This window comes from Streptomyces sp. NPDC004610, assembly GCF_040609715.1.
GTDB lineage: Bacteria > Actinomycetota > Actinomycetes > Streptomycetales > Streptomycetaceae > Streptomyces.
The window spans coordinates 80,523-105,779 of the sequence record NZ_JBEXLA010000027.1 but is presented as its reverse complement, the minus strand read 5'-3'; the positions used below and the strand labels follow the sequence as shown (position 1 = coordinate 105,779).

Sequence of the window (25,257 nt, the reverse complement as noted above, 5' to 3'; positions counted from 1 at the left end):
GTGATCCGTCCCCTCAGCTGGCCGTGAAGGCGGCGTACTCGTCGGCGGAGAGCAGCTCGGCCGGCTCGTCGGCGATCCGCACCTTGAACAGCCAGCCGCCCTCGAAGGGCGCCGAGTTCACCAGCGCCGGGTCGTCCACCACGTCCTGGTTGAACTCCACGACCTCACCGGTGACCGGGGAGTAGAGGTCGGAGACCGACTTGGTGGACTCCAGCTCGCCGCAGGTCTCCCCGGCGCTGACCGCGGTCCCGGCCTCCGGGAGCTGGGCGTAGACGACATCACCGAGCGCGTTCGCGGCGAACTCGGTGATGCCGACCGTGGCCACACCGTTCTCGTCGGCGGCCGACAGCCACTCGTGTTCCTTGCTGTAACGCAGTTCCTGGGGGTTGCTCATGGCCTGAATTCTCCTGTACGGGGTGGCTGATGAGGGGCAGGGGGGAGTGCCGGTGGCACCGGAGGGGCCGTGGGCGCTACTTCCGGCGCTTGTAGAACGGCAGGGCCACGACCTCGTACGGCTCATGGCTGCCGCGGATGTCGACGCCGACCCCGGCGGTGCCGGGCGCGGCGTGCGCCGCGTCCACGTACGCCATGGCGATCGGGCGGCCCAGGGTGGGGGAGGGGGCGCCGGAGGTGACCTCGCCGATCACCCGGCCGTCGGCGACCACCGGGTACCCGGCGCGCGGCACCCGGCGGCCCTCGGCGATCAGGCCGACCAGCACCCGGGGCGGGTCGGTCTCGGCCCGCTTCGCGGCGTCGGCGAGCGCCGCCCGCCCGACGAAGTCGCCCTCCTTCTCGAACTTCACCACCCGGCCGAGCCCGGCGTCGAAGGGGGTGAGGTCCGCGGTCAGCTCATGCCCGTACAGCGGCATGCCCGCCTCCAGGCGCAGGGTGTCCCGGCAGGACAGCCCGCAGGGGACGAGCCCGGCGGCGGCCCCGGCCTCGGTCAGCGCCTCCCACAGCACGACGGCGTCCTCCGGCTGCACGAACAGCTCGAAGCCGTCCTCGCCGGTGTACCCGGTACGGGCGATCAGCGCGGGGACGCCCGCGACCGTGCCGGGGAGCCCGGCGTAGTACTTCAGGCCGTCGAGGTCGGCGTCGGTGAGGGACTTCAGGATGCCGGGGGACTCGGGGCCCTGGACGGCGAGCAGCGCGTAGGCGTCCCGGTCGTCGCGGACCTCGGCGTCGAAGCCTGCCGCCCGCTCGGTGAGGGCGTCCAGCACGATCTGGGCGTTGGAGGCGTTGGCGACGACCAGGTACTCGGTCTCGTCGAGCCGGTAGACGATCAGATCGTCCAGGATGCCGCCGTCGGCCCGGCAGATCATGGTGTAGCGGGCGCGGCCGGTGCCCACGGCGGCGATATTGCCGACCAGGGCGAAGTTCAGGAGCGCGGCGGCCCCCGGGCCGGTGACGGTGATCTCGCCCATGTGGGAGAGGTCGAAGAGCCCGGCCCGGGAGCGGACGGCGAGATGCTCGTCCCGCTCGGAGCCGTAGCGCAGGGGCATGTCCCAGCCCGCGAAGTCGGTCATCGTCGCCCCGAGCGAGCGATGCAGGGCATCGAGCGCGGTACGACGGGGTGCGGCACTGCTCATCGGTCGGTCTCCCAAGGCATGACGGCACGGCGTGACGGCGGGGCGGCCCTCTCCGTCGCGGGGACGGTGAGGGGGTCCTCCCCATCTGTCATCGGAACCTGAGAGGTTCGCCATGATCATCGACGATCACGGCTTGCACCTTGGGTGGAGCCACTGCGGCAGCGGCCCGCTTTTCAGATGTGCCTCGCCCGCGCGGTACGGGGCCTGAGAGATTCAAGGGAGGGACTTGCTCCTTCGGCGCCCCGGTGGAGACCGGGGACTCTCCCGCGCGGATTCAAGCGGCCGGTATGCAGTTAGGACCTGTCGTAGGCGCCGCCATCATTGCACGCCTCCGCCCGGTACGGCAGGGGAGGCCATCGGGCATCGGCGACGAAAGGGGAGGTTTGACAGGGCACGCTCAGTGGGCACGGAGAGTGGGCACGGAGATCGAAAGCTCTCTGTAGCAGGCTTGTTGCGCGATGCGAACGGAATGACGAGACACCGCGAATTACCTTCTCTTTACACTCGACGGGGAGGGAACCTCGTGAACCGCCCCAGGGGAGGACGATCACGGTGAACAGGACCACGGCGTACGTGACCACCACCGGCGCCGCGCTGCCCGAGCAGCCTCCCGCCCCGGCCCGGGAGGCATGTCCCTCGCTGCCCGCCCCGGTGGTCCGCGATCTGCGCGAGCGGGCCGGCCGCAGCCCGCACGCCCTGCTCTTCGGCCCCCGCGACCTGGTGGTGGTCACCGGCCTGCCCGGCAGTGGCAAGTCCACCCTGATGCGGCGCACGGTGAAGTCGGCCCGCATCGACTCCCAGGACACCCGCGACCGCTGGGACCAGCGCACCCCGGCCCTCCTCCCGTACACCGCCTACCGCCCCCTGGTCCGGATAGCGCACTACACCGGGCTGTACCGGGCCCTGCGCACGGGTGAGGGCGTCGTCGTCCACGACTGCGGCACCCAGGCATGGGTACGGGCCTGGCTGGCCCGCGAGGCCCGGCGGCGCGGCGGCCGACTGCACATCCTCCTCCTCGACGTCACCCCCGAGCAGGCCCTCCAGGGCCAGCGCGAACGCGGCCGGGGCGTTTCCCGCTACGCCTTCCGCCGCCACCGGGGGGTCGCGGCGCGGCTGCTCCGCAGGATCCAGAAGGGCCGCCTGCCGAGCGGCGTCGGCTCGGCGGTCCTCCTCGACCGCGACGCCGCGGACCGGCTCCGCCGGATCGGGTTCACGGGGTAGGGGCGGGGTCCGGGGTGGTGGGGGTGGCGTGATGGAGGTCTGCGTCCGCCGGTCGCGCCGCACACGGGCCCGGTGAGTGAGGGCGGCCGGTCCGGCTCGCAGCCCGAGGTGTGACGAATGGTGGCCCGCGTTGGGGGCAGGGCGACGGGTGGTCCGCGCCTGCGGATCGCGCTGGACCCGGGTGTTCGCGTGTGAGGGCCGGGCGGCCTGGCCCAGGCCCAGAAGGACGGCGGACGCGGGGCGACAGGCGGGCTGCGTCTGCCGGTCGCGCCCGTCGACCGGGTGTTCGCGTGTGAGGGCCGGCCGGTCGGGCCTCAGGCCCCGAGGGGCGGCGGGCCACGCGCGCCGATGCGGGCGCCGGGCACGTCGGCATGGTCGGACCGTATCGACGCCTGGCTCCGCGCGAGGGTGGGCCCGCCGGTCCCACCTCCGTCGCCGGGCGCGGCGCGACAGCGGCGTGGGCCGCACCCGCAGCGGCGCCGGGCGTCGGGCCCAGGCCCCGGAACCGCGGACGCCGGGCCTCCGTCCGTACTCAGCCGCCAGCCGCCAGCCGCCAGCCGCCAGCCGCCAGCCGCCAGCCGCCAGCCGCCAGCCGCCAGCCGCCAGCCGCCAGCCGCCAGCCGCCAGCCGCCGTACCAGGCCCCGCCCCGCCCGCCTGCCCGAGGTCGGAACCCCGGCGCCGCCCACAGCCCACCCCACCACCCAGCTACCCCCGAAGGACCGGCCGGGATCAGGGTCAGGCCCGCTGCCGTGCGCCCGGTGGATGCCAGGGCCCCCGTCCGGGGCGCGGACACCCCGGACCCCCACCCGGTCCCACCCGCTAGCCTTTTCAGCCCGAAGAGCAGTGGCAGTGGTACGTGGTACTCGGCAGGCGGTAACAAGATGGACTTCCCGGCGGACCTTCCCGCGGACTTCCCGGTGGGGGCGCACCCCCACCCGCACGGTGGCTGGCCCGGCAATGAGCTGGAGGAGGTGCTCTCCGCCGCCCTCGGGGTCCCCTCGGCGGGCCCGCGGATCGTGGAGGTGCTGGGCCGCAGCTTCCTCTGGGTGCCGCTGCCGGGCGGCGGCGGACCCGACAGCGGCCCCCTGGACCTGCCCACCACCGAGATCGACGGCCAGGTCTACGTCCCGGTGTTCACCTCCGAGGAGCAGTTCCGCCAGGTCGTCGGCGCCCATATGTCGTTCGCCATCGCGCCCGCCGTCGAGTTCGCCCGGGGCCTGCCGCCGCAGGCCGGGATCGTGCTCAACCCGGGCGGCACGGTGGGCATCCCGCTGCCGCCGCCCGCCGTGGCCGAGCTGTGCCGGGCGGGCCGTACCGCGCTGGACGGCCCGGCGGGCGGCGGGCGGGTGCGGCTGTTCGAGCCGGACTGGCAGGACGATCCGGTCGACTTCCTCGCCGCCGCGTCCGCCGAGTTCGCCGCCCTCGGCGTGGTGGTGACCGCCCGCCGCTGTCTGGCCGCCGTCGAGACCGCCGAACCGGCGCTGTTCGTCGGGGTCGAACTCGACCGCTGGGAGGGCGACATCCGGGCGCTTCCGCTGGCCGCCCTGGAGCGGGCGGTGACCGCCGCCGCGCCCAAGTGGCCGGTCAACCTGGTGCTGTTGGACGTGGCGCAGGACCCGGTGGGGACCTGGATGCGGGACCAGGTGCGGCCGTTCTACACCCGGGACGCATGACCCGCTCGCGGCGAGCGCGCCGAGCCGCGCCGGGCCCCGGATCCGGCGCCGCACGTAAGCTAGTGTCACGGTCGAAAAAAGGGCGTTGCAAGCAGCCCACGAAGGGGCGGGGAAGACAGTGAGCGCGAGCGGCACCGCCGCAACCGGCCAGGTCGAGCACACCCTGCGACAGGTGACGCCGGGTCGGTACGACACCTACGAGGCACTGCTGCACGCCCTCGCCACCCCCACCGCGGGCCAGATCTGGATGCTGCTGTGGCACGGCCAGGCCGGTTCCCCCGACGCGCAGTACGGAAACATGGAGGTCGAGGGCTACGCGTACGCCCCGTGCGTCACCTCCGCCCAGGAGCTGTCGGCCAGCGGCTGGAACCGCTCCTACGAGGTGGTCGACGCCCTCGACGTGGCCCGCACCCTCTACCCCGACCACTACGGCCTCTGGCTCAACCCGCACGCCCCGGGCGGCGGCGTCGGAGTGCCCTGGCTCGATCTGCGCCGGATCGCCACCGGCCTCGACCGCCAGCCCGCCGGACCGCTGCGGCTGGCCGAGCCCACCGTCGAGATCCCCCAGTTCTACGCGCTGCTGGCGCAGAACGCCCACCGCACCCCCGCGCTGCGCTCCCTGCGCCGGGCCTGGGTGCAGCCGGCGCTCGGAGCGCCGTATCTCGCCATCGGTCTGGAGGTGTACGACACCTCGCCGACGGCGGTGGACGCGGTGCGGGCGATGATGCACCAGTCGATCGGCGCCTGCCCGGACGGGCTGCCGGTGTCCACGGTGGCGATGTCCGACGCGTACTGCCCGGTGGCGATGTGGATGCGGGCCAACGCCCGGCCGTTCTACGACCGGGAGGCACACGCCCCGGCCGCGCCCGCCCCGGCCCAGGTGCCCGGCGGCGGCTACGGCTACCCTCCGCCCCGGAGCTACTGACCGGTCGGCTCCGGCCGTCGCCCGCCGTCCCGCTCCACCCCACCTCACCCCTCCCCACCCCGCCCCTCCCGCGCGTTTCGCCGCGCCCCGACGGCTGCCCACGTTGTGGACAGTCGCATCCCGGTGACCGGGCGCGAGCCCTCTCTCCGCGCGTAGAAGTGGGTGGATTAAAGGGCGTTCAGCAGACTTGTCTGGATTCATCCTTGTCCTGCCGCCGCCACCCGCTGTCCGGATAACGGAACTCCCAGGACAGCATCACGGTTGCGCATCCATTCACCGTCAAGTCTGGCAACAGATCGCCAAAGCGTTGAAGACTCCCGCTCCAGGGGTGTGGACCAGGTGTGCGCTCCCTGTGTACGACGGACTGAAGACGCCGCCACCGCGGCAAGTGCGGGCCGGCTACCGCCGGTTGAGAGGGGTCCCTGCCAGATGACGGCACCATTGCACGAGCCGACCGCCGAGGCGGCCCCGAGCGCCGCCGAGGAAGCGACGGCGGCCGGCGCCGCGAAGGCCGTACAGGGCCGGTCCCTGGGGCGGATCGCCTGGGAGCGCCTCAAGCGGGACAAGCTCGCGCTCGCGGGCGGTGTCCTCGTGCTCCTGCTCATCCTGGTCGCCGTGCTCGCCCCCGTGATCACCTCGCTCGCCGGACAGGACCCCGAGTCCCACCACGAGGACCTCATCGACCCGCTGTTCGGCACCCCGACCGGCTCCCTCGGCGGCATCAGCGGCGACCACTGGCTCGGCGTCGAACCCGTCAACGGCCGCGACATCTTCGCCCGGATCGTCTACGGCGCCCAGATCTCGCTGCTGGTCGGCTTTCTGTCCGCGCTGGTCGCGGTGGTGCTCGGCACCGTGCTGGGCATCCTGGCGGGCTTCTTCGGCGGCTGGGTCGACTCGGCCATCAGCCGGGTGATGGACGGTCTGCTGGCCTTCCCGCAGCTGCTGTTCATCATCGCCCTGGTCTCCGTGATGCCCAACGAGATGCTGGGCCTCACCGGCACCGGGGTCCGGCTGTTCGTGATGATCCTGGTCATCGGCTTCTTCGGCTGGCCCTACATCGGACGCGTGGTGCGCGGCCAGACGCTCTCCCTGCGCGAACGGGAGTACGTCGAGGCCGCCCGATCGCTGGGCGCCGGGCGCTTCTACATCCTCTTCAAGGAACTGCTGCCCAATCTCGTCGCCCCGATCATCGTGTACACGACGATGATGATCCCCACCAACATCCTCACCGAGGCGGCGCTCAGCTTCCTGGGCGTGGGCGTCAAACCGCCCACGGCGTCCTGGGGGCAGATGCTCTCCAGCGCGATCGACTACTACGACTCGGACCCCATGTACATGGTGATCCCGGGCGTGGCGATCTTCATCACCGTTCTGGCGTTCAACCTCTTCGGCGACGGCGTGCGCGACGCGCTCGACCCCAAGGGCTCCCGCTGACACCGCCGTACAGAGCGGCCGTACCCCCAAGCGACCCGTGGATCTTCACGGGGTCTCTCATCAAATCCGGAGGATCCGAGATCGTGACTACCCAACGCACCTCAGGGCGGCGCAAAAAGGCCATGGCCGCTGCCGCGGTGGTCGCCGCGCTGCTGGCCACGGCGGCGTGCGGCGGCGGCGGTGGCAACGACGACAACGATGGCGGCGGCTCGAAGAACGGCGCGGCCGGCTTCGACGCGGCCAACAACAAGGTCGCCCAGGCCGAGCAGGTCAAGAAGGGCGGCACGCTGAAGTTCGCCGCGGCCCAGGACGCCGACTCGTGGGACACCACCCGCGGCTACTACGGCTTCATGTGGAACTTCTCCCGCTACTACGCCCGTCAGCTCGTCACGAACAAGACGGAGCCCGGCAAGGCCGGCGCGGAGATCGCCCCGGACCTCGCCACCGCGGTCGCCGAGGTCAGCGACGACGGCAAGACCTACACGTACACCCTGCGTGACGGTGTCACCTGGGAGGACGGCAAGCCGATCACGTCCAAGGACGTGAAGTACGGCATCGAGCGCCAGTGGGCGCAGGATGTGCTGGCCGGCGGGCCGGTCTACCTCAAGGACGTCCTGGACCCCGAGGGCGAGTACCCGGGCCCCTACAAGGACAAGTCCGCCGACAAGCTGGGTCTGAAGGCGATCGAGACGCCGGACGACAAGACCATCGTCTTCAAGCTGCCGAAGGCCAACTCGGACTTCGAGGAGATGCTGGCGCTGACCTCGGCGTCCCCGGTCCGCCAGGACATGGACACCAAGTCCAAGTACGGTCTGAAGCCGTTCTCCTCCGGCCCGTACAAGTTCGAGTCCTACGAGCCCGGCAAGTCGCTGACGCTGACCCGCAACACCAGCTGGGACCAGGCGTCCGACCCGGTGCGCAAGGCGTACCCGGACAAGATCACGGTGAACTTCTTCACCAACGCCAATGACATGGACGCCCGTCTGATCAACGGCGACTTCGATCTGGACCTCAACCAGACCGGTATGTCCCCGCAGGGCCGCACCACCGCCCTGAAGGAGCACAAGGCCAACCTGGACAACCCGGTCTCCGGCTACATCCGCTACGCGGTCTTCCCGCAGAGCGTCAAGCCGTTCGACAACGCGGCCTGCCGCAAGGCCGTCATCTACGGCGCCGACCATGTCTCGCTCCAGAACGCCCGCGGCGGCCCCATCGCCGGTGGTGACATCGGCACCAACATGCTCCCGCCGTCGGTGCCGGGCTCCGAGGGCCAGGCGTACGACCCGTACAAGCTGGCCACGGACAACAAGAGCGGCAATGTCGAGGAGGCCAAGAAGCTGCTCGCCGAGTGCGGCCAGCCCAACGGCTTCAAAACCACCATCGCGGTCCGCAACAACAAGCCGGTCGAGGTGGCCACCGCCGAGTCGCTCCAGGCGTCCCTGAAGAAGATCGGCATCGACGCCGAGATCGACCAGTACGACGGCTCGCAGACCGCCGGCATCATCGGCAGCCCCTCCAACGTGGAGAAGAAGGGCTACGGCATCATCATCATGGGCTGGGGCCCGGACTTCCCGTCCGTGCAGGGCTTCGGTCTGCCGCTGTGGGACAGCAGCTACATCCTCGAAAGCGGCAACAACAACTACGCGCTGATCGAGGACCAGGCCATCGACGGCCTGTTCGACGACTACGTCAACACCCTGGACGACGCCGGCAAGACCCAGATCGCCCAGGACATCAACCACAAGGTGATGGAGGGCGGCTACTACCTGCCCTTCGTCTTCGAGAAGTTCATCAACTGGCGCTCGGACCGCCTGGCGAACGTCTACACCTCCGACGGCTACAGCGGGATGTACGACTTCGTCAACCTCGGCCTGAAGTCGTCCGCCTCCGCGGAGTAACCGGTACACCCGCCGTACGGCACGAAAGGCAGGTGAAGGCCGGCGTGGCCGGACCGCGGACCATCTGAAGATCTCGGGTGGTCCGCGGTCCGTGCCGCGGGCCGAGCGCTGTGCTCACTTATCTCATCAGGCGGCTGCTCGCCGCCGTTGTGATGCTGGTCGTCGTCATCGTCGTCGTCTTCAGCATCTTCTTCCTCGTCCCCAAGTGGGCGGGCGTGGACATCGCCACGAGCTTCGTGGGCAAGCAGGCCGACCCGGCCGCGGTCGAGGCCGTGCGGACCAAGCTGGGGCTGAGCGAGCCCATCTACGTCCAGGTCTGGGAGTTCTTCAAGGGCATCTTCACCGGCCGCACCTATGCCTCCGGCGGCGATGTCACCCACTGCTCCGCACCCTGCTTCGGCTACTCCTTCCGCAGCGAGCAGGCGATCTGGCCGGTGCTGACCGACCGCTTCCCGGTCACCCTGGCGCTGGCCGTCGGCGCGGCGGTGCTGTGGCTGCTGATCGGCGTCACCGCCGGTGTGATCTCCGCGCTCAAGCGGGGCACCCTGTGGGACCGCGGCGCGATGGTCGTCGCGCTCGCCGGTGTCTCCCTGCCGATCTACTTCACCGGTCTGCTCAGCCTCGCGGTCTTCTCCTACGGACTGGGCTGGATCGACGCCCAGTACGTGCCCTTCGAGGAGAGCGTCTCCGGCTGGTTCGGCGGCATGATCCTGCCGTGGATCACCCTGGCGTTCCTCTACGCCGCCATGTACGCCCGGATCACCCGGGCCACCATGATGGAGATCCTCGGCGAGGACTACATCCGCACGGCCCGCGCCAAGGGCCTGCGCGAGACGGTCGTCATCCGCAAGCACGCCATGCGCTCCACGATGACCCCGATCCTGACCATGCTGGGCATGGACATCGGCGCACTGATGGGCGGCGCGATCCTGACCGAGACCACCTTCAGCCTGCCCGGCCTCGGCCAGGCCGTGCTGGGCGCGATCAAGAACCAGGATCTGCCGATCATCCTCGGCGTCACCCTGATCACCTCGCTCGCGGTGCTCATCGCCAACCTCGTGGTGGACGTCCTGTACGCCGTGATCGACCCCCGAGTGAGGCTCGCATGACCGACCTGAGCAAGACCGGAGCGGCGGTGGGCGAGCCCGTGGCCGCCAAGGCGCCGAGCGCCTTCCTTGAGGTGCGCGATCTGAAGGTGCACTTCCCGACCGACGACGGCCTGGTCAAGTCCGTCGACGGGCTCAGCTTCCAGCTGGAGAAGGGCAAGACCCTCGGTATCGTCGGCGAGTCCGGCTCCGGCAAGTCGGTGACCAGCCTCGGCATCATGGGCCTGCACACGGCAGGACAGTACGGCAAGCGCAAGGCCCGTATCTCCGGCGAGATCTGGGTCAACGGCACCGAGCTGCTGTCCGCCCCCGCCGACCAGGTCCGCCGGATGCGCGGCCGGGAGATGGCGATGATCTTCCAGGACCCGCTGTCCGCGCTGCACCCGTACTACACGATCGGCCAGCAGATCGTGGAGGCGTACCGGATCCACCACGACGTCGACAAGAAGACCGCCAAGCGGCGGGCCGTCGAGATGCTCGACCGGGTCGGCATCCCGCAGCCCGACAAGCGCGTCGACAACTATCCGCATGAGTTCTCCGGCGGGATGCGCCAGCGCGCGATGATCGCGATGTCGCTGGTCAACAACCCCGAACTGCTCATCGCGGACGAGCCGACCACCGCCCTGGACGTCACCGTCCAGGCGCAGATCCTGGATCTGATCCGCGACCTCCAGACGGAGTTCGGCTCGGCGGTCATCATCATCACCCACGACCTGGGCGTGGTCGCCGAACTCGCCGACGACCTGCTGGTGATGTACGGCGGCCGGTGCGTGGAGCGCGGCCCGGCCGAGAAGGTGTTCTACGAGCCCCGCCACCCCTACACCTGGGGTCTGCTCGGCTCGATGCCCCGCCTCGACCGCGACCAGCAGGAACGGCTGGTGCCCGTCAAGGGCTCCCCGCCCTCCCTGATCAACCTCCCGTCCGGCTGCGCCTTCAACCCGCGCTGTCCCTACGCCGATGTCCCCAAGGACAATGTGACCCGTACGGTCCGCCCGGAACTGGCCGAGGTCGGCAGCCGGCACTGGGCCGCCTGCCATATGTCCACGGAGCAGCGCGAGCGGATCTGGACCGAAGAGATTGCGCCGAAGCTGTGAGTGACGACAAAGACGGCAAAGCCGAGAGCACCCAGGTGACCATCCCCGCCCAGAGCGGCCCCGGCACCGCCACCCTGGCCGAGGACCCCGCCCCCGGTGAGGTCCTGCTGCGGGTGAGCGGGCTCCAGAAGCACTTCCCGATCCGCAAGGGCCTGCTCAAGCGGCAGGTCGGCGCGGTCCGCGCGGTCGACGGCCTGGACTTCGAGGTGCGCGCCGGGGAGACCCTCGGGGTGGTCGGCGAGTCCGGCTGCGGCAAGTCGACCATGGGCCGGCTGATCACCCGGCTGCTGGAGCCGACGGCCGGCACGGTGGAGTTCGAGGGCCGGGACATCACCCATCTCGGGGTGAGCGCGATGCGCCCGCTGCGCCGCGATGTCCAGATGATCTTCCAGGACCCGTACTCCTCGCTGAACCCGCGCCACACCATCGGCACGATCATCGGCGCCCCCTTCAAGCTCCAGGGCGTCACGCCCGAGGGCGGGGTCAAGAAGGAGGTGCAGCGGCTGCTGTCGGTGGTGGGGCTCAACCCCGAGCACTACAACCGCTATCCGCACGAGTTCTCCGGCGGCCAGCGCCAGCGCATCGGCATCGCCCGCGCGCTCGCCCTGAACCCCCGGCTGGTGGTGGCCGACGAGCCCGTCTCCGCGCTGGACGTCTCCATCCAGGCCCAGGTCGTCAACCTCCTCGACGACCTCCAGAGCGAGCTGGGCCTGACCTATGTGATCATCGCGCACGATCTGTCCGTCGTCCGGCATGTCTCGGACCGGATCGCGGTGATGTACCTCGGCAAGATCGTGGAGCTGGCCGACCGCGATCTGCTCTACAAGTCGCCGATGCACCCCTACACCAAGGCCCTGATGTCGGCGGTGCCGATCCCGGACCCGGCGCGGCGGTCCGCGAAGAGCGAGCGCATCCTGCTGCGTGGGGACGTCCCCTCGCCGATCTCCCCGCCCAGCGGCTGCCGCTTCCACACCCGGTGCTGGAAGGCGACGCAGATCTGCACGACCCAGGAGCCGCCGCTGATCGAGCTGCGCCCCGGCCAGCGGGTGGCCTGCCACCACCCGGAGAACTTCGAGGACCAGGCCCCGCAGGACACCGTGCTGCTGACGGTGGCCAAGGAGGCGGCCGAACTGGTCGCCGACGAGGTGCTGGCGGAGTCGGCGGAGACCAGCGCGGCGGTGGCGAAGGCGGTGGCCGAGGAGACGGCCGCTCCGGAGAAGGGCGTCGGCGAGAAGGGCGTCGGCGAGAAGTAGAAGAGACGCATGCGACACCGGGCCCCTGCCTTGCTTCGTAAGGCGGGGGCCGCTCCTTGCGTCAGAATGTCAGGGTGCTCGAACCGTTCTTCAGCCCTTCCGTCCAGCACACGCTCGACCTGATCGGCATCTTCGTCTTCGCGATCTCCGGCGCGCTGCTGGCGGTCCGCAAGAACTTCGACGTCTTCGGCATCGCCGTCCTCGCCGAGGTCACCGCGCTGGGCGGCGGGCTGTTCCGGGACGTGGTGATCGGCGCGGTGCCCCCGGCCGCCTTCACCAACCTCGGCTACTTCCTCACCCCGCTGCTCGCCGCCCTGCTGGTCATCTTCCTCCACCCCCAGGTGGAGCGGATCCAGACCGGGGTGAACGTCTTCGACGCGGCCGGCCTCGGCCTGTTCTGCGTGACGGGCACCATCAAGGCGTACGAGTACGGGCTCGGGCTGCACGCGGCGGCGGCCCTCGGGCTCGCGACCGCCGTGGGCGGCGGGGTGCTGCGGGACGTCCTGGCCAACGAGGTCCCGTCCCTGCTGCGCTGGGACCGCGATCTGTACGCCGTCCCCGCGATCGTCGGCGCGCTCCTGGTGGTGCTCTGCATCCGCTACGACGCCCTCAATTCACTGACCAGCGGCCTCGCCGTCGTCACCGCGTTCGTGCTGCGGCTGCTGGCGATGCGCTACCACTGGCGGGCCCCGAGGGCGTGGAACCGGCGGTCGACGGTACGGGAGGGGGAGGGGGCGTGAGCGGCCTGGTGGCCCGACCCGGAAAAGCTACCGCTTAGTATGTGATTGATGTACCGTACCGGCATGGCTCAGGCATCCCAGGCGATCATCGGCGACAGCGAGTTCGACCGCGACACCGCGGTGACCCCCCGCTCCGAGGGCGTCTACGACATCGATCTCTCGCCCGGCTGGACGATCCTCGGCGCCGTCAACGGCGGCTATCTGCTGGCCGTCCTGGGCCGCGCCCTTCAGGACGCGCTGCCGCACCCCGACCCCTTCACCGTCTCCGCCCACTACCTCACGGCCTCACACCCCGGCCCGGCGGTGATCCGCACCGACGTAGTCCGCTCCGGCCGCACCCTCTCCACCGGCCAGGCGTCCCTGTTCCAGTACGACGACGAGGGCCGCGAGGTCGAACGCCTGAGGGTCCTCGCCTCGTACGGCGATCTCGACGCGCTCCCGGACGATGTCCGGACCTCGGCCCGCCCGCCCGCGATCCCGCCGCCGGCGGGATGCTTCGGCCCGGAGGACGCCCCCGCCCCGATGCCGGGCGACTCCACCATGACCGACCGGCTGATGATCAAACTCGACCCGGCGACGCTGGGCTGGGCGCTCGGGCGGCCCTCGGGCAAGGGCGAGATGCGCGCCTGGTTCGGCCTGGCCGACGGCCGCGACGCCGACCCCCTCTCCCTGCTGCTGGCGGTGGACGCGCTGCCGCCGACCGCGTTCGAGATGGGGATCATGGGCTGGGTGCCCACGATCGAGCTGACCGTCCATGTCCGCTGCCGGCCGGCCCCCGGCCCGCTCCGGGTCTCCCTCACCACCCGCAATCTCGCCGGTGGCTTCCTGGAGGAGGACGCGGAGGTCTGGGACAGCGCGGACCGGCTGGTGGCACAGTCGCGGCAGCTGGCGCGGGTACGGATGCGCTGACCTCCGGTCCGTTGTCGGGCCCTGCGGGCCCCGCGGGCCGGTCGCCAGGGGTGGGTGCACCGGCCGCGCGCCACCCCGCCGTTCGGGGTGTGACGCCCTGTGCCCCCGGCAGTCGTCGGCCGTTCCCGGACCGGCCCGTCCCCCCGGGGAACGAGCCCGCCGGTCCGCCGTAGAATCGGCACACCATGGCTTATCTCGACCACGCCGCGACGACTCCGATGCTTCCGGAGGCGGCCGAGGCACTCACCGCCCATCTGGGCATCACGGGCAACGCCTCCTCCCTCCACGCGTCCGGCCGCGCCGCCCGCCGCACGGTCGAGGAAGCCCGGGAGGCCCTCGCGGAGGCGCTCGGCGCCCGGCCCAGCGAGGTCGTCCTCACCTCCGGCGGCACCGAGGCCGACAATCTCGCCGTGAAGGGCCTGTACTGGGCCCGCCGCGACGCCGACCCGGCCCGCACCCGGGTGCTGGCCAGCCCGGTCGAGCACCACGCCGTGCTGGACGCCGTGCACTGGCTCGGGGAGCACGAGGGGGCCACCGTCGAGTACCTCCCCGTCGACTCCCGGGGCCGCGTCCACCCCGACGCCCTGCGCGAGGCCATCGCCCGCGACCCGGACGATGTCGCCCTCGCCACGGTGATGTGGGCCAACAACGAGATCGGTACGGTGATGGCGGTCCGCGAACTCGCCGACGCCGCCGCCGAGTTCGGGATCCCGCTGCACTCCGACGCCGTGCAGGCGTTCGGGCAGGTGCCGGTCGACTTCGGGGCGTCCGGGCTCGCCGCGCTGACCGTCTCCGGCCACAAGATCGGCGGGCCGTACGGGATCGGGGCGCTGCTGCTGGGCCGGGAGTACAGCCCCGTACCCGTGCTGCACGGGGGTGGGCAGGAGCGGCATGTGCGCTCCGGGACGCTGGATGTGCCGGCCATCGCCTCCTTCGCCGTCGCGGGGCGGCTCGCCGCCGAGCGGCGGGAGTGGTTCGGGCGGGAGATCGGGGCGCTGCGGGACCGGTTGGTCACCGCGGTCAGCACAGCCGTACCGGACGCGATCCTGGGCGGCGACCCCGAGCCCGGGGGGCGACTTCCGGCCAACGCGCACTTCACCTTCCCCGGCTGCGAGGGCGACTCCCTCCTCCTGCTGCTCGACGCCCAGGGCATCGAGTGCTCCACCGGGTCCGCCTGCACGGCCGGGGTGGCCCAGCCGAGCCATGTGCTGCTGGCGACGGGCGTCGAGCCCGACCTCGCCCGGGGCACCCTGCGCTTCTCCCTGGGCCACACCTCCACCGAGGCGGATGTCGAGGCGGTCGCCAAGGCGATCGGCCCGGCGGTGGAGCGGGCGCGGGCGGCCGGGCTGAGCTGAACCGGACGGGGCCGGGGCTCTACGACGGTCCCGGGCTCGGGGCGGTGGTCACGGACGCCGTGAACGCGTTGCGCACCAGCCCCAGATAGCGGTCCCAGTCCCAGTGCGGCCCCGGGTCGGTGTGGTCCGTGCCCGGCACCTCCACATGGCCGATTATGTGCTCCCGGTCGACGGGCAGGCCGTACCGCCCGCATATCCCGGCCGTCAGCCGGGCGGACGCCTCGTACATCGCGTCCGTGAAATCCTCCGGGCGGTCCACGAAACCGGCGTGCTCGATGCCCACACTGCGCTCGTTGTAGTCCCGGTTGCCCGCGTGGTAGGCCACGTCCAGCTCGCGGATCATCTGGGTGATCGCGCCGTCCTGCCCCACGATGTAGTGCGACGCGGCGCCGTGCCCCGGGTCCTGGAAGACCCGTACCGCGCTGTCGAAACTGCCCTGGGTGACATGGACGATCACCATGTCCACCGAGTAGTCGGCGGGCCGGTCCGCGCGCCGCCAGTTCGCCGAGGAGGCCGCCACCCAGCTCGCGCCCGTGAAGTCCACCGCGCCCTCGACCCGGGGCTTCTCCACCCCCGGCACCTGCCACCACAGCCGCGACAACCGGTCGTGCGCCGCCCACGCGCCCGCGCCGACGACCGCCGCCGCACCCCCGGCGATGAGCGCCCGCCTGCCGATCCGCGCACCCGAGCCGGGCGTCTTCGTGTCCTCCATGTGATCGAGAACGCATACTCGCGGGCCCTGGTTCCCGAGCCCCCTTACCCTGGAGAGGCTATGACTGACACCCCGCAGCGCACCCGTCCCCTCCGCGTCCTCGCCGCCATGTCCGGCGGGGTCGATTCCGCCGTCGCCGCCGCCCGAGCCGCCGAAGCGGGCCATGAGGTGACCGGCGTCCACCTGGCCCTCTCCGCGAACCCCCAGTCCTTCCGCACGGGCGCGCGCGGCTGCTGCACGATCGAGGACTCCCGCGACGCCCGCCGGGCCGCGGACGTCATCGGCATCCCCTTCTACGTCTGGGACCTCGCCGACCGCTTCCGCGAGGACGTGGTGGAGGACTTCGTCGCCGAGTACGAGGCGGGCCGCACCCCGAACCCCTGCCTGCGCTGCAACGAGAAGATCAAGTTCGCGGCGCTGCTGGACAAGGCCCTCGCGCTCGGCTTCGACGCGGTCTGCACCGGCCACTACGCCAAGGTCGTCACCCTCGCGGACGGCTCGCGCGAACTGCACCGCGCCTCCGACATGGCCAAGGACCAGTCGTACGTCCTCGGCGTGCTGGACGAGCGGCAGCTCGCGCACGCCCTGTTCCCGCTCGGCGACACCCTCACCACCAAGGACGAGATCCGCGCGGAGGCGGAGCGGCGCGGCCTGGCCGTCGCCAAGAAGCCCGACTCGCACGACATCTGCTTCATCGCCGACGGCGACACCCAGGGCTTCCTGGCCCGCCGCCTGGGCACCGCCGAGGGCGACATCGTGGACGAGTCCGGCACCCGCCTCGGCACCCACGAGGGCGCCTACGGCTTCACCATCGGCCAGCGCAAGGGCCTGAAGATCGGCACCCCGGCCCCCGACGGCAAGCCGCGCTACGTCCTGGACATCTCCCCGGTCGACAACACGGTGACGGTCGGCCCCGCCGCCGCCCTCGACGTCACCGCCCTCACCGCGATCCGCCCCCGCTGGTGCGGCACGGCCCCCACCGGCCCCGGCACCTACACCGCCCAGCTCCGCGCCCACGGCGGCGAGACCGAGGTCCGCGCGGAGGTCGTCGACGGCGGCGAACTGCGCGTCCGCTTCACCGACCCGGTCCGGGGGGTGGCCCCCGGCCAGGCGATCGTGCTGTACGACGGCACCCGGGTGGTCGGCTCGGCGACGATCGCGGCGACCACGCGGGCGACGGCGGCGACCGCGACGACGGCGGCGGTCTGACGCCGATCCGGTCTACCGGGCCCGGTCCACTTCCACCTCGTAGAAGCACAGATGGTCCTTGATCCGCGCCACGCCGTCCTTGGGCTCCGGATACCCCCACACCAGATCGGTGGCATCCGGCAGTAGCGACCAGTAGGACGCCGTGCCCTTGAAGGGGCAGTAGGTGTGGGTCTCGGACGGGGTGAGGAGGTCCAGGCGAACATCCTCGGCCGGGATGTAGAAGCGCGGGGGACAGCCGGTCTCGCGCAGCACGAGGGCCCGGTCGCTCTCGGCCAGCACCTGGCCGTCGTGGACCGCGCGCACCCGGTCCGGGCTGGGTTCGATGGTGATCGTGTGTCCGTCAGCAGTCATAAAGGCGTCAGCGCGCACCGGCCCCCGGTTCTTCCCCGACACACCCCCGTACGGTTGTCCCCATGCGTATCTGTGTCTTCCTCTCCGCCAACGATCTCGCCGACCGTTACACCCGCCCCGCGCGCGAGTTCGCGGAACTGATGGGCAAGGGCGGGCACACCCTCGTCTGGGGCGGCTCGGACACCGGTCTGATGAAGGTCGTCGCGGACGGCGTGCAGGAGACCGGCGGGCGCCTGGTGGGCGTCTCGGTGGAGTTCCTGGCGGCGAAGGCCCGTCCGGGGGTGGACGAGATGGTGATCACCCGGGACCTCGCCGAGCGCAAGAAGCTGCTCCTGGAGAAGGCCGACGCGGTCGTCGTCATGGTCGGCGGCACCGGCACGCTCGACGAGGCCACCGAGATCCTGGAGCTGAAGAAGCACGGGCACACCGACAAGCCGGTCGTCCTGCTGAACACCGCGGGCTTCTACGACGGGCTCAAGCAGCAGTTCCGGCGGATGGAGGAGGAGGGTTTCCTCCCGATCCCGCTGACCGACCTGGTGTTCTTCGCCGAGGAGCCGGTGGGGGCGCTGGCGCATCTGGAGGAGACGCGGGGGGGTGTCTGACGGGGGTTGTCGGGCGGGGGTTGTCTGACGGGGGCTGTCCGGTCGGGGTTGTCCGGTGGGGGTCGTGTGACGGGGGCTGTCCGACGGGGTCGTCCGGGGGGGTTGTCTGACGGGGGTCGTCCGGTGGGGGTTGTCCGATGGAGGTTGTCGGGCGGGGGTTGTCTGACGGGGGTCGTCCGATGGGGGTTGTCTGACGGGGGTTGTCGGGCGGGGGCTGTCTGATGGGGGGCGTCTGACGGAGGTTGTCCGACGGGGGTCGTCCGATGGGGGTTATCCGATCGGGGTTGTCGGGTGGGGGTCGTCCGACGGGGGTTGTCTGACGGGGTCGTCCGATGGGGGTCGTCCCACGGATGCCCCTCGCGGTGATGCGAGCATGGCGGCATGGCTACACATGTGATCACCGGGGCCGGTTCCGGTATCGGCGCGGCCGTCGCCGGGCGGCTGCACGCGCGCGGGGACGAGGTCGTGCTCCACGCGCGCGACGCGGGCCGCGCGAAGGAACTGGCGGCCCGCTTCCCGGGCGCCCGCACCCTGGTCGGCGACCTCGCCGACCCCGGGCGGCTCTCCTGGGCCCTGTCCCACCAGACGCTCCCCGACCGGGTCGACTCCCTCCTCCACATCGCCGGGGTCATCGCCCTCGGGCCGGTCGGGGACCTCACCCCCAAGACCTGGCGCCACCAGCTCGACGTCAATCTGATCGCCCCCGCCGAGCTGACCCGGCTCTTCCTGCCCCAGCTGCGGGCCGCGCGCGGGCACGTCCTGTTCGTGAACTCGGGCGCGGGACTGCGGGCCAGCGCCGACTGGTCGGCGTACGCCGCCTCCAAGCACGGTCTGAAGGCCCTCGCCGACTCCCTGCGGCACGAGGAGCACGGCAACGGGGTCCGGGTCACCTCGGTCTACCCCGGCCGCACGGCGACGCCGATGCAGGTCCGCACCCACCAGCAGGAGGGCCAGGACTACGACCCGACCCGCTGGATCGACCCCGAGTCGGTCGCGACGACGATCGTGACGGCACTGGACCTGCCGGGGGATGCGGAACTGACCGACGTGACGGTCCGGCCGGGGAGGTAGGGGCGGGGAGGGTAGGGGCTGGGGTTGTGGGGTGTCCGAGGCGGGCGGCGGGGGCCGCTTGGGCGGTTCCCTCTTTCACGTCCCGAGACGGGTGGCAGGGTGGGCATAGGTCCGGGGGTCTGGGGGCGGAGCCCCCAGGGGCGGTCACGGCGAGGGGCGGGGCGGTCACGGGGAGCGGGGCGGAGCCCAGGCGCGGTCACCGCGTCGCCGGGTACGTACGCTTCGGGGGTGAGCGACAACACCCCCCGTAACACCCCCCGCTTCGGCGGAGCCACCGGCGTAGGGTCCATGCCCGGCGGCGACGCCAGGGAGACGGCCAGGACCGTCACCGGGACCTTCGAGGACTTTCCGTATCTCGCCGAGCTGCCCGCCCGAGGCCCCGGCGCCGACATGATCGGCCGTACCGCCGGACTCCTGGTCGATGTGTACGCGCGCGTGGAGCCCAGCGGCTGGCGGATCGGGGACCGGCCCGGCCGGGACACCCGCAGGGCCCGCTCCTGGCTCGGCGAGGACCTCGACGCCCTGGAGGAGTTCACCTACGACCACACCGGCCCCCTCAAGGTCCAGGCGGTCGGCCCCTGGACCCTCGCCGCCGCGCTGGAGCTGCGCGGCGGCGAGGCCGCGCTCTCCGACCCCGGCGCCTGCCGCGACCTCGCCGCCTCCCTCGCCGAGGGCCTGCGCCTGCATCTCGCGGAACTGCGCCGCCGTATCCCCGGGGCCCGGCTCCTGCTCCAGCTCGACGAGCCCTCCCTGACCGCCGTACTGCGCGGGCAGGTGCGGACCGCCAGCGGCTACCGGACCCACCGGGCCGTGGACCGGCAGGTGATCGAGGCAACCCTGCGGGACGTCATCGGCGTCCATGCCGAAGGGCCGGTCGTGGTGCACTCCTGCGCCCCCGACGTGCCCTTCGCGCTGCTGCGGCGGGCCGGGGCGAAGGGGATCTCCTTCGACTTCAGCCTCCTCACCGAGCGTGACGACGAGGCGATCGGCGAGGCCGTGGAGGCCGGTACCCGGCTGTTCACGGGTGTCGTGCCGGGCACGGACGGCCCATTGTCAGACCCTGCCGGTAGCGTCATGGGTGTCAGGACGCTGTGGCGCAGGCTGGGGCTGCATCCGGGCCTGCTCGCGGACGCCGTCACGATCACCCCGGCGTGCGGTCTCGCGGGCGCTTCGCCCGACTACGCCCGCACGGCCCTCGCCCACTGCGTCCGGGCGGCGAGATCCCTCGCGGACAACCCAGAGTAACGGGAGGACGACACGGTGGCCGGCGACAAGCAAGCGGAGACGACGGCGGTGCCCGCCGAGGCACGCGAGAAGCACGCCAGGCTCGCGGAGCAGGTCGAGGAGCACCGCTTCCGGTACTACGTGAAGGACGCTCCGGTCGTCAGCGACGCGGAGTTCGACCAGCTCCTGAAGTCGCTGGAGGCGCTGGAGGAGCAGTACCCGGAGCTGCGCACGCCGGATTCCCCGACCCAGAAGGTCGCCGGGTCCTATGCCACGGAGTTCACGGCCGTCGAGCACCGCGAGCGCATGCTGTCCCTGGACAACACGTTCAACGACGAGGAGCTGGCCGCCTGGGCGGACCGCATCGCGCGCGAGCTGGGCGAGCAGGAGTACCACTTCCTGTGCGAGCTGAAGGTCGACGGCCTCGCCGTCAACCTCACCTATGAGCAGGGCCGTCTCACCCGCGCCGCCACCCGCGGCGACGGCCGCACGGGCGAGGACATCACCCCCAATGTGCGCACGATCGCCGAGATCCCGGACCGGCTGCACGGCGACCGGGTGCCGGACGTGGTGGAGATCCGCGGCGAGGTCTACTTCCCGATGGACGAGTTCGCGGCGCTCAACGCCCGGCTGGTCGAGGCCGGTGACAAACCGTTCGCCAACCCGCGCAACGCGGCGGCCGGTTCCCTGCGCCAGAAGGACCCGAGGGTCACCGCCACCCGCCCGCTGCACATGGTGGTGCACGGCATCGGCGCGCTCGCCGGCTTCGACGGCATGAACCGGCTGTCGGAGGCGTACGACCTGCTCAAGACCTGGGGCCTGCCCACCTCCCCGCACAACCGGGTGGTCGACGGCCTCGACGGCGTACGGCGGTTCATCGCCCACTTCGGCGAGAACCGCCACTCGGTGGAGCACGAGATCGACGGAGTGGTCGTCAAGCTGGACGAGATCCGGCTCCAGGGCCGCCTCGGCTCCACCGCCCGCGCCCCGCGCTGGGCCATCGCCTACAAGTACGCGCCGGAGGAGGTCAACACCAAGCTGGTCAACATCCGGGTGGGCGTCGGCCGCACCGGCCGGGTCACCCCGTACGCGCAGGTGGAGCCGGTGACGGTGGCCGGTTCGGAGGTGGAGTTCGCCACCCTGCACAACCAGGACGTGGTCAAGGCCAAGGGCGTGCTCATCGGGGACACGGTGGTGCTGCGCAAGGCCGGTGATGTCATCCCGGAGATCCTCGGCCCGGTGGCCGATCTGAGGGACGGCAGCGAGACCCCGTTCGAGATGCCCACCGAGTGCCCCGAGTGCGGTACGCCGCTCAAGGCGATGAAGGAGGGCGATGTCGATCTGCGCTGCCCCAACGCGCGCGGGTGCCCGGCCCAGTTGCGGGAGCGGCTGTTCTATCTCGCGGGCCGCAAGGCGCTGGACATCGAGCACTTCGGCTATGTGGCCGCCACCGCCCTCACCAAGCCGCTGGAGCCGGCCGAGCCGCCGCTCGCCGACGAGGGCGATCTGTTCGATCTGACGGTGGAGCAGCTGCTGCCCATCAAGGCGTACGTCCTGGACCAGGACAGCGGGTTGCCCAAGCGGGACCCGAAGACCGGCGAGGAGAAGATCGCCACGGTCTTCGCCAACCAGCAGGGCGAGGCGAAGAAGAACGCGGTGGCGATGCTGGCGAACATCGCGGCGGCCAAGGAGCGTCCGCTGGCCCGGTTCCTGACCGGGCTGTCGATCCGTCATGTCGGCCCGGTGGCGGCCGAGGCGCTCGCGCGCGCGTTCGGCTCCCTCGATCGGATCGAGCAGGCGAGCGAGAAGGAGCTGTCCGACACCGAGGGGGTCGGCGAGATCATCGCCGCCTCGCTCAAGGAGTGGTTCGCCGAGGACTGGCACCAGGAGATCCTGCGGAAGTGGAGAGCCGCGGGCGTCCGGATGGCGGACGAGCGCTCGGCCGAGGACGAGGGGCCGCGCCCCCTGGAGGGCCTCACCGTCGTCGTCACCGGCACGCTGGAGCACTTCACCCGGGACGGCGCCAAGGAGGAACTCCAGCGGCGTGGAGCAAAGGTGACCGGTTCGGTTTCGAAGAAGACATCCTTTGTGGTCGTAGGGGACAATCCGGGATCGAAGTATGACAAGGCGATGCAGCTGAAGGTGCCGGTGCTGGACGAGGACGGCTTCACCGTGCTGCTCGAACAGGGGCCCGAGGCCGCGGCGGACGCGGCGCTTCCGGTGGCGGAGGCGTCCGGCTGAGTCCAGCGCGCCACGCCCGCCGGGGGTGAAATGGCGGTCGAAGGCCACCCGTTCGGCGCATATCCGACGCATACGGGTGGCCGGGGCGCATTCGGGCAACCGTCGCCGACCGCTGCCCGTGGAAGCCCTTCGCGGCCTACTGTTGAGAGGTGCGCCTGCCGTGCCGAGCTGCGGTCGGGGCAGCCCCGTGCTGTTCAGGAGCCGGGGAAAGGGCTTTCCGACGCGGTGCCCTGGATCGAAGTCGGGCATCGGGCCGCCTGGCACGGGCACCGCCGGCCGTGAGAGGGACGGGAATGGAACCGACCGAGAGCGCCGCCCCGGACTCACGGCTGCGCCGACTGGCCGGCGCCTGGCGGGAGAGCCGTACACCGCCGGGCCGGGCGGGCGCACCGGGGCGCGTGGCGGCGCGGCCCCCGGCGGACGCGCCGGTCACCGTCCGGCCACCCGTGCTCCACACCGCCGTTCCCCCCGACAGCGACCCCGACGGCGAGCGGCACACCTGGCCCGCGCTCCCCGCGGCGGTCGTCGCCGCCGCGGCGTTCGTCCTCGGCGCCGGTTTCTACCACGCCTTCACCAGCCGGCACGCGCTGTTCCCGTCCGGCGCGGTCGGCTGGTCGCTGGCGCTGCTCACCGGCATCGTCGTCGGCCATCTGGTGCTGCTCGGCCGGGCCCGCTGGAGCGGCGGCACCGGCTCCGGCGCCGCCCTCACCCTCGCCGTCCTGCTGCTCTACGGCTGGCTGCCGGCCGGCATGGTCAGCCTCACCGTCGTCGTCCTGGTCGGGATAGCCCGGCGCCACCGCTGGCGGCAGGGCGTGCTGGTCGGCGCGGTCGACATCCTCGGCATCGGCGCCGCCGCCCTGCTGCGGTCCTTCTTCGGACCCGTGCCCTCGGTGGAGCGGCCCTGGCTGCCGGAGACCTGGACCCCCTACACCGCCACCGATGTGATCCTGGTGGCGCTCGCCTATCTCGCCGTCACCCGCGCCCTGCTCTGGTACCTGAACGCGCCGCGCGCCGGGAAGCTCCCCACCGTCGCCCGCACCACCCTGGTCAGACAGGGCCTCCTCGCCCTCGCCCTGCTCGGGATCGCCCCGCTGATCTGCGTCATCGCCATCGCCAAGCCGATCCTGCTGCCGCTGTTCGCCATCCCCCTGATCGCCTTCGACTCCGCCCTGTGGATGGCCCGCGCCCGCGCCGAGGAGCAACTGCGCGACCCCCTCACCGGCCTGCCCAACCGCCAGTGGCTGCTGGAGCGCATCTGGACCGCGCTGGACGACGCCGAACGCATCGGCGCCCGCACCGCCCTGATGCTGATCGACCTCGACCGCTTCCGCTCGGTCAATGACACCCTCGGCCATCTCGCCGGGGACCGGCTGCTGCTCCAGACCGCCGACCGGGTCCGCAAGGCGCTGCCGCGCGGCGCGGAGGTCGCCCGGCTCGGCGGCGACGAGTTCGCCGTCCTGCTGCCGATCGCCGACTCCATCACCGCCGCCACCCGCATCGCCCGCTCCATCGTCGCCGAACTGGGCTCCCCGCTCGACCTGGACGGGCTCACCCTGGTCCTGGAGGCCAGCGCCGGGGTCGCCGTCTACCCGGACCACGCGCTGGACGCCGAGGGGCTGCTGCGGCGCGCGGACGTCGCCATGTACCAGGCGAAGCGGGACCGTACGGGCGTCGAGGTCTACGAGTCCAAGCGGGACTCCAACACCCCCGACCGGCTCGGCCTGCTGGCCGATCTGCGCCGCGCGCTCGACGCGCACGAGGTGCAGCTGCACTACCAGCCCAAGGTGCGCTTCGACGGCGAGGTCGCCGGGCTGGAGGCGCTGGTGCGCTGGGTGCACCCGGAGCGGGGGAAGGTGCCGCCGGACGAGTTCATCGCCATCGCCGAGTCGTCCGGGCTGATGCCGCATCTCACCGAGTACGTCCTGGACACCGCGCTGGCCCAGGTCGCCCGGTGGCGGGCGCAGGAGCTGTTCGTGCCGGTCGCGGTGAATGTCTCGCCGCGCGATGTGCACACCCCGGGCTTCGCCGGATCCGTCGCAGCCCGGCTGGCCCGGCACGGAGTGCCCGCGGGAGCGCTCCAACTGGAGATCACCGAGCATGTGCTGCTGGAGGACCCGCAGCGCGCCGCGGACACCCTCGCCGGGCTGACCGGGCACGGGGTGAAGATGTCGCTGGACGACTTCGGCACCGGGTACTCGTCGCTGGTCCATCTGCGGCGGCTGCCGGTGAGCGAGCTGAAGATCGACCGGTCGTTCGTGGCCCGGCTCGCGGTGGACACCGAGGACGCGGAGATCGTGCGCTGCACGGTCGATCTGGCGCACTCGCTGGGGCTGCTGGTCGTCGCGGAGGGCGTGGAGGACGACGAGACGTGGGAGCGGTTGCGCGATCTGGGGTGCGACGCGGTGCAGGGGTGGCTCGTCGCTGCCGCGATGCCGCCGGAGGAGACCACGGCGTGGTTGCGGGCGCGGGGGGCCCAGCGCGAGCCCGCGGCGCTTCCCGAGTAGTTTTCCCACCCCGGCCGCCTATGACGCCCCGATGACAAGTGACCGTCGCCGGTCGGGCGTCCCGCCGCCGGCGGCTCTCCGTCACCCCGGGGAGTCCCCCGCGCACCACGGGGATCCCCGCGCCCCCCGGCGATTCCCCCGCGCC

General features: G+C 71.8%; 21 protein-coding genes and 1 riboswitch. Of the genes, 17 read left to right on the top strand and 4 right to left on the bottom strand.

Annotation, left to right across the window (positions count from 1 at the left end):
- Positions 1 to 13: 13 nt before the first annotated feature.
- Both gcvH and gcvT read right to left on the bottom strand, forming a co-directional pair.
- Positions 14 to 394 carry a glycine cleavage system protein GcvH gene (gene gcvH, locus ABZX40_RS27515; RefSeq protein WP_355743885.1) on the bottom strand — a complete coding sequence of 127 codons (381 nt, stop codon included), beginning with the start codon at positions 392 to 394 and terminating at the stop codon, positions 14 to 16.
- Positions 395 to 470: 76 nt separating this feature from the next.
- On the bottom strand, positions 471 to 1,589 hold the full coding sequence (gene gcvT, locus ABZX40_RS27510; protein ID WP_355743888.1) for a glycine cleavage system aminomethyltransferase GcvT: 1,119 nt from the start codon (positions 1,587 to 1,589) through the stop codon (positions 471 to 473).
- A gap of 183 nt (positions 1,590 to 1,772) precedes the next feature.
- Positions 1,773 to 1,866, bottom strand: a riboswitch (glycine riboswitch).
- 275 nt (positions 1,867 to 2,141) lie between these two features.
- Here gcvT and ABZX40_RS27505 point away from each other — a divergent pair.
- The 11 genes from ABZX40_RS27505 to ABZX40_RS27455 all read left to right on the top strand — a co-directional run bounded on the left by ABZX40_RS27505 (position 2,142) and on the right by ABZX40_RS27455 (position 15,198).
- Positions 2,142 to 2,810, top strand: coding sequence for an AAA family ATPase (locus tag ABZX40_RS27505; RefSeq protein WP_355743890.1), 669 nt, complete (start codon positions 2,142 to 2,144; stop codon positions 2,808 to 2,810).
- Between the two features lie 882 nt (positions 2,811 to 3,692).
- Positions 3,693 to 4,484, top strand: coding sequence for an enhanced serine sensitivity protein SseB (locus tag ABZX40_RS27500; RefSeq protein WP_355743892.1), 792 nt, complete (start codon positions 3,693 to 3,695; stop codon positions 4,482 to 4,484).
- 118 nt (positions 4,485 to 4,602) lie between these two features.
- Complete coding sequence (locus ABZX40_RS27495; RefSeq protein ID WP_355743894.1) at positions 4,603 to 5,409, top strand: enhanced serine sensitivity protein SseB C-terminal domain-containing protein; 807 nt, start codon at positions 4,603 to 4,605, stop codon at positions 5,407 to 5,409.
- Between the two features lie 429 nt (positions 5,410 to 5,838).
- Positions 5,839 to 6,843 (top strand): ABC transporter permease, encoded by a 1,005-nt coding sequence (locus tag ABZX40_RS27490; RefSeq protein ID WP_355743896.1) that lies wholly within the window; start codon positions 5,839 to 5,841, stop codon positions 6,841 to 6,843.
- A gap of 83 nt (positions 6,844 to 6,926) precedes the next feature.
- Positions 6,927 to 8,741, top strand: coding sequence for an ABC transporter substrate-binding protein (locus ABZX40_RS27485; protein ID WP_355743899.1), 1,815 nt, complete (start codon positions 6,927 to 6,929; stop codon positions 8,739 to 8,741).
- A gap of 110 nt (positions 8,742 to 8,851) precedes the next feature.
- Complete coding sequence (locus tag ABZX40_RS27480) at positions 8,852 to 9,850, top strand: ABC transporter permease (RefSeq protein WP_355743901.1); 999 nt, start codon at positions 8,852 to 8,854, stop codon at positions 9,848 to 9,850.
- Positions 9,847 to 10,941 carry an ABC transporter ATP-binding protein gene (locus ABZX40_RS27475; protein WP_355743904.1) on the top strand — a complete coding sequence of 365 codons (1,095 nt, stop codon included), beginning with the start codon at positions 9,847 to 9,849 and terminating at the stop codon, positions 10,939 to 10,941. The genes ABZX40_RS27480 and ABZX40_RS27475 overlap by 4 nt, the downstream gene beginning before the upstream one ends.
- Entirely contained in the window at positions 10,938 to 12,194 is a 1,257-nt protein-coding gene (locus tag ABZX40_RS27470; RefSeq protein ID WP_355743907.1) for a dipeptide ABC transporter ATP-binding protein, read from the top strand. The genes ABZX40_RS27475 and ABZX40_RS27470 overlap by 4 nt, the downstream gene beginning before the upstream one ends.
- 74 nt (positions 12,195 to 12,268) lie before the next feature.
- Positions 12,269 to 12,934, top strand: coding sequence for a trimeric intracellular cation channel family protein (locus tag ABZX40_RS27465; protein WP_355743910.1), 666 nt, complete (start codon positions 12,269 to 12,271; stop codon positions 12,932 to 12,934).
- Positions 12,935 to 12,997: 63 nt separating this feature from the next.
- Positions 12,998 to 13,843, top strand: coding sequence for a thioesterase family protein (locus ABZX40_RS27460; RefSeq protein ID WP_355743913.1), 846 nt, complete (start codon positions 12,998 to 13,000; stop codon positions 13,841 to 13,843).
- A 185-nt stretch (positions 13,844 to 14,028) separates the two neighbouring features.
- The gene (locus tag ABZX40_RS27455; RefSeq protein WP_355743916.1) at positions 14,029 to 15,198 is read left to right on the top strand and encodes a cysteine desulfurase family protein; all 1,170 of its coding nucleotides are present in this window, start codon (positions 14,029 to 14,031) and stop codon (positions 15,196 to 15,198) included.
- Positions 15,199 to 15,217: 19 nt separating this feature from the next.
- Here the strand turns inward: ABZX40_RS27455 and ABZX40_RS27450 are convergent, their stop codons facing one another.
- Entirely contained in the window at positions 15,218 to 15,910 is a 693-nt protein-coding gene (locus ABZX40_RS27450) for an N-acetylmuramoyl-L-alanine amidase (protein ID WP_355743919.1), read from the bottom strand.
- Between the two features lie 60 nt (positions 15,911 to 15,970).
- Between ABZX40_RS27450 and mnmA the strand changes: the two genes are divergently transcribed.
- On the top strand, positions 15,971 to 17,119 hold the full coding sequence (gene mnmA, locus ABZX40_RS27445; protein ID WP_355743922.1) for a tRNA 2-thiouridine(34) synthase MnmA: 1,149 nt from the start codon (positions 15,971 to 15,973) through the stop codon (positions 17,117 to 17,119).
- A gap of 12 nt (positions 17,120 to 17,131) precedes the next feature.
- Here mnmA and ABZX40_RS27440 read toward each other — a convergent pair whose 3' ends face one another.
- Complete coding sequence (locus ABZX40_RS27440; RefSeq protein WP_355743925.1) at positions 17,132 to 17,470, bottom strand: DUF427 domain-containing protein; 339 nt, start codon at positions 17,468 to 17,470, stop codon at positions 17,132 to 17,134.
- Between the two features lie 62 nt (positions 17,471 to 17,532).
- Here ABZX40_RS27440 and ABZX40_RS27435 point away from each other — a divergent pair, with 62 nt between their 5' ends.
- The 5 genes from ABZX40_RS27435 (at position 17,533) to ABZX40_RS27415 (ending at position 25,112) form a co-directional block, all read left to right on the top strand.
- Positions 17,533 to 18,072, top strand: coding sequence for a TIGR00730 family Rossman fold protein (locus ABZX40_RS27435; protein WP_355743928.1), 540 nt, complete (start codon positions 17,533 to 17,535; stop codon positions 18,070 to 18,072).
- A gap of 381 nt (positions 18,073 to 18,453) precedes the next feature.
- Positions 18,454 to 19,143, top strand: coding sequence for an SDR family oxidoreductase (locus tag ABZX40_RS27430; RefSeq protein ID WP_355743931.1), 690 nt, complete (start codon positions 18,454 to 18,456; stop codon positions 19,141 to 19,143).
- Positions 19,144 to 19,371: 228 nt separating this feature from the next.
- On the top strand, positions 19,372 to 20,388 hold the full coding sequence (locus tag ABZX40_RS27425; protein WP_355743934.1) for a methionine synthase: 1,017 nt from the start codon (positions 19,372 to 19,374) through the stop codon (positions 20,386 to 20,388).
- Between the two features lie 15 nt (positions 20,389 to 20,403).
- The gene (ligA, locus tag ABZX40_RS27420; RefSeq protein ID WP_355743937.1) at positions 20,404 to 22,608 is read left to right on the top strand and encodes an NAD-dependent DNA ligase LigA; all 2,205 of its coding nucleotides are present in this window, start codon (positions 20,404 to 20,406) and stop codon (positions 22,606 to 22,608) included.
- A 293-nt stretch (positions 22,609 to 22,901) separates the two neighbouring features.
- Positions 22,902 to 25,112 (top strand): bifunctional diguanylate cyclase/phosphodiesterase, encoded by a 2,211-nt coding sequence (locus tag ABZX40_RS27415; protein ID WP_355743939.1) that lies wholly within the window; start codon positions 22,902 to 22,904, stop codon positions 25,110 to 25,112.
- The last annotated feature ends 145 nt before the right edge of the window (positions 25,113 to 25,257 follow it).

Bases quoted from the DNA above. Each gene is read 5' to 3' on its own strand.
- ABZX40_RS27500 (WP_355743892.1), top strand. From the start codon at position 3,693: ATGGACTTCCCGGCGGACCTTCCCGCGGACTTCCCGGTGGGGGCGCAC.
- ABZX40_RS27455 (WP_355743916.1), top strand. From the start codon at position 14,029: ATGGCTTATCTCGACCACGCCGCGACGACTCCGATGCTTCCGGAGGCG.
- ABZX40_RS27415 (WP_355743939.1), top strand. From the start codon at position 22,902: ATGGAACCGACCGAGAGCGCCGCCCCGGACTCACGGCTGCGCCGACTG.
- ABZX40_RS27440 (WP_355743925.1), bottom strand. From the start codon at position 17,470: ATGACTGCTGACGGACACACGATCACCATCGAACCCAGCCCGGACCGG.
- ABZX40_RS27475 (WP_355743904.1), top strand. From the start codon at position 9,847: ATGACCGACCTGAGCAAGACCGGAGCGGCGGTGGGCGAGCCCGTGGCC.
- ABZX40_RS27430 (WP_355743931.1), top strand. From the start codon at position 18,454: ATGGCTACACATGTGATCACCGGGGCCGGTTCCGGTATCGGCGCGGCC.
- ABZX40_RS27460 (WP_355743913.1), top strand. From the start codon at position 12,998: ATGGCTCAGGCATCCCAGGCGATCATCGGCGACAGCGAGTTCGACCGC.
- ABZX40_RS27490 (WP_355743896.1), top strand. From the start codon at position 5,839: ATGACGGCACCATTGCACGAGCCGACCGCCGAGGCGGCCCCGAGCGCC.
- ABZX40_RS27435 (WP_355743928.1), top strand. From the start codon at position 17,533: ATGCGTATCTGTGTCTTCCTCTCCGCCAACGATCTCGCCGACCGTTAC.
- ABZX40_RS27450 (WP_355743919.1), bottom strand. From the start codon at position 15,910: ATGGAGGACACGAAGACGCCCGGCTCGGGTGCGCGGATCGGCAGGCGG.
- mnmA (WP_355743922.1), top strand. From the start codon at position 15,971: ATGACTGACACCCCGCAGCGCACCCGTCCCCTCCGCGTCCTCGCCGCC.
- gcvH (WP_355743885.1), bottom strand. From the start codon at position 394: ATGAGCAACCCCCAGGAACTGCGTTACAGCAAGGAACACGAGTGGCTG.
- gcvT (WP_355743888.1), bottom strand. From the start codon at position 1,589: ATGAGCAGTGCCGCACCCCGTCGTACCGCGCTCGATGCCCTGCATCGC.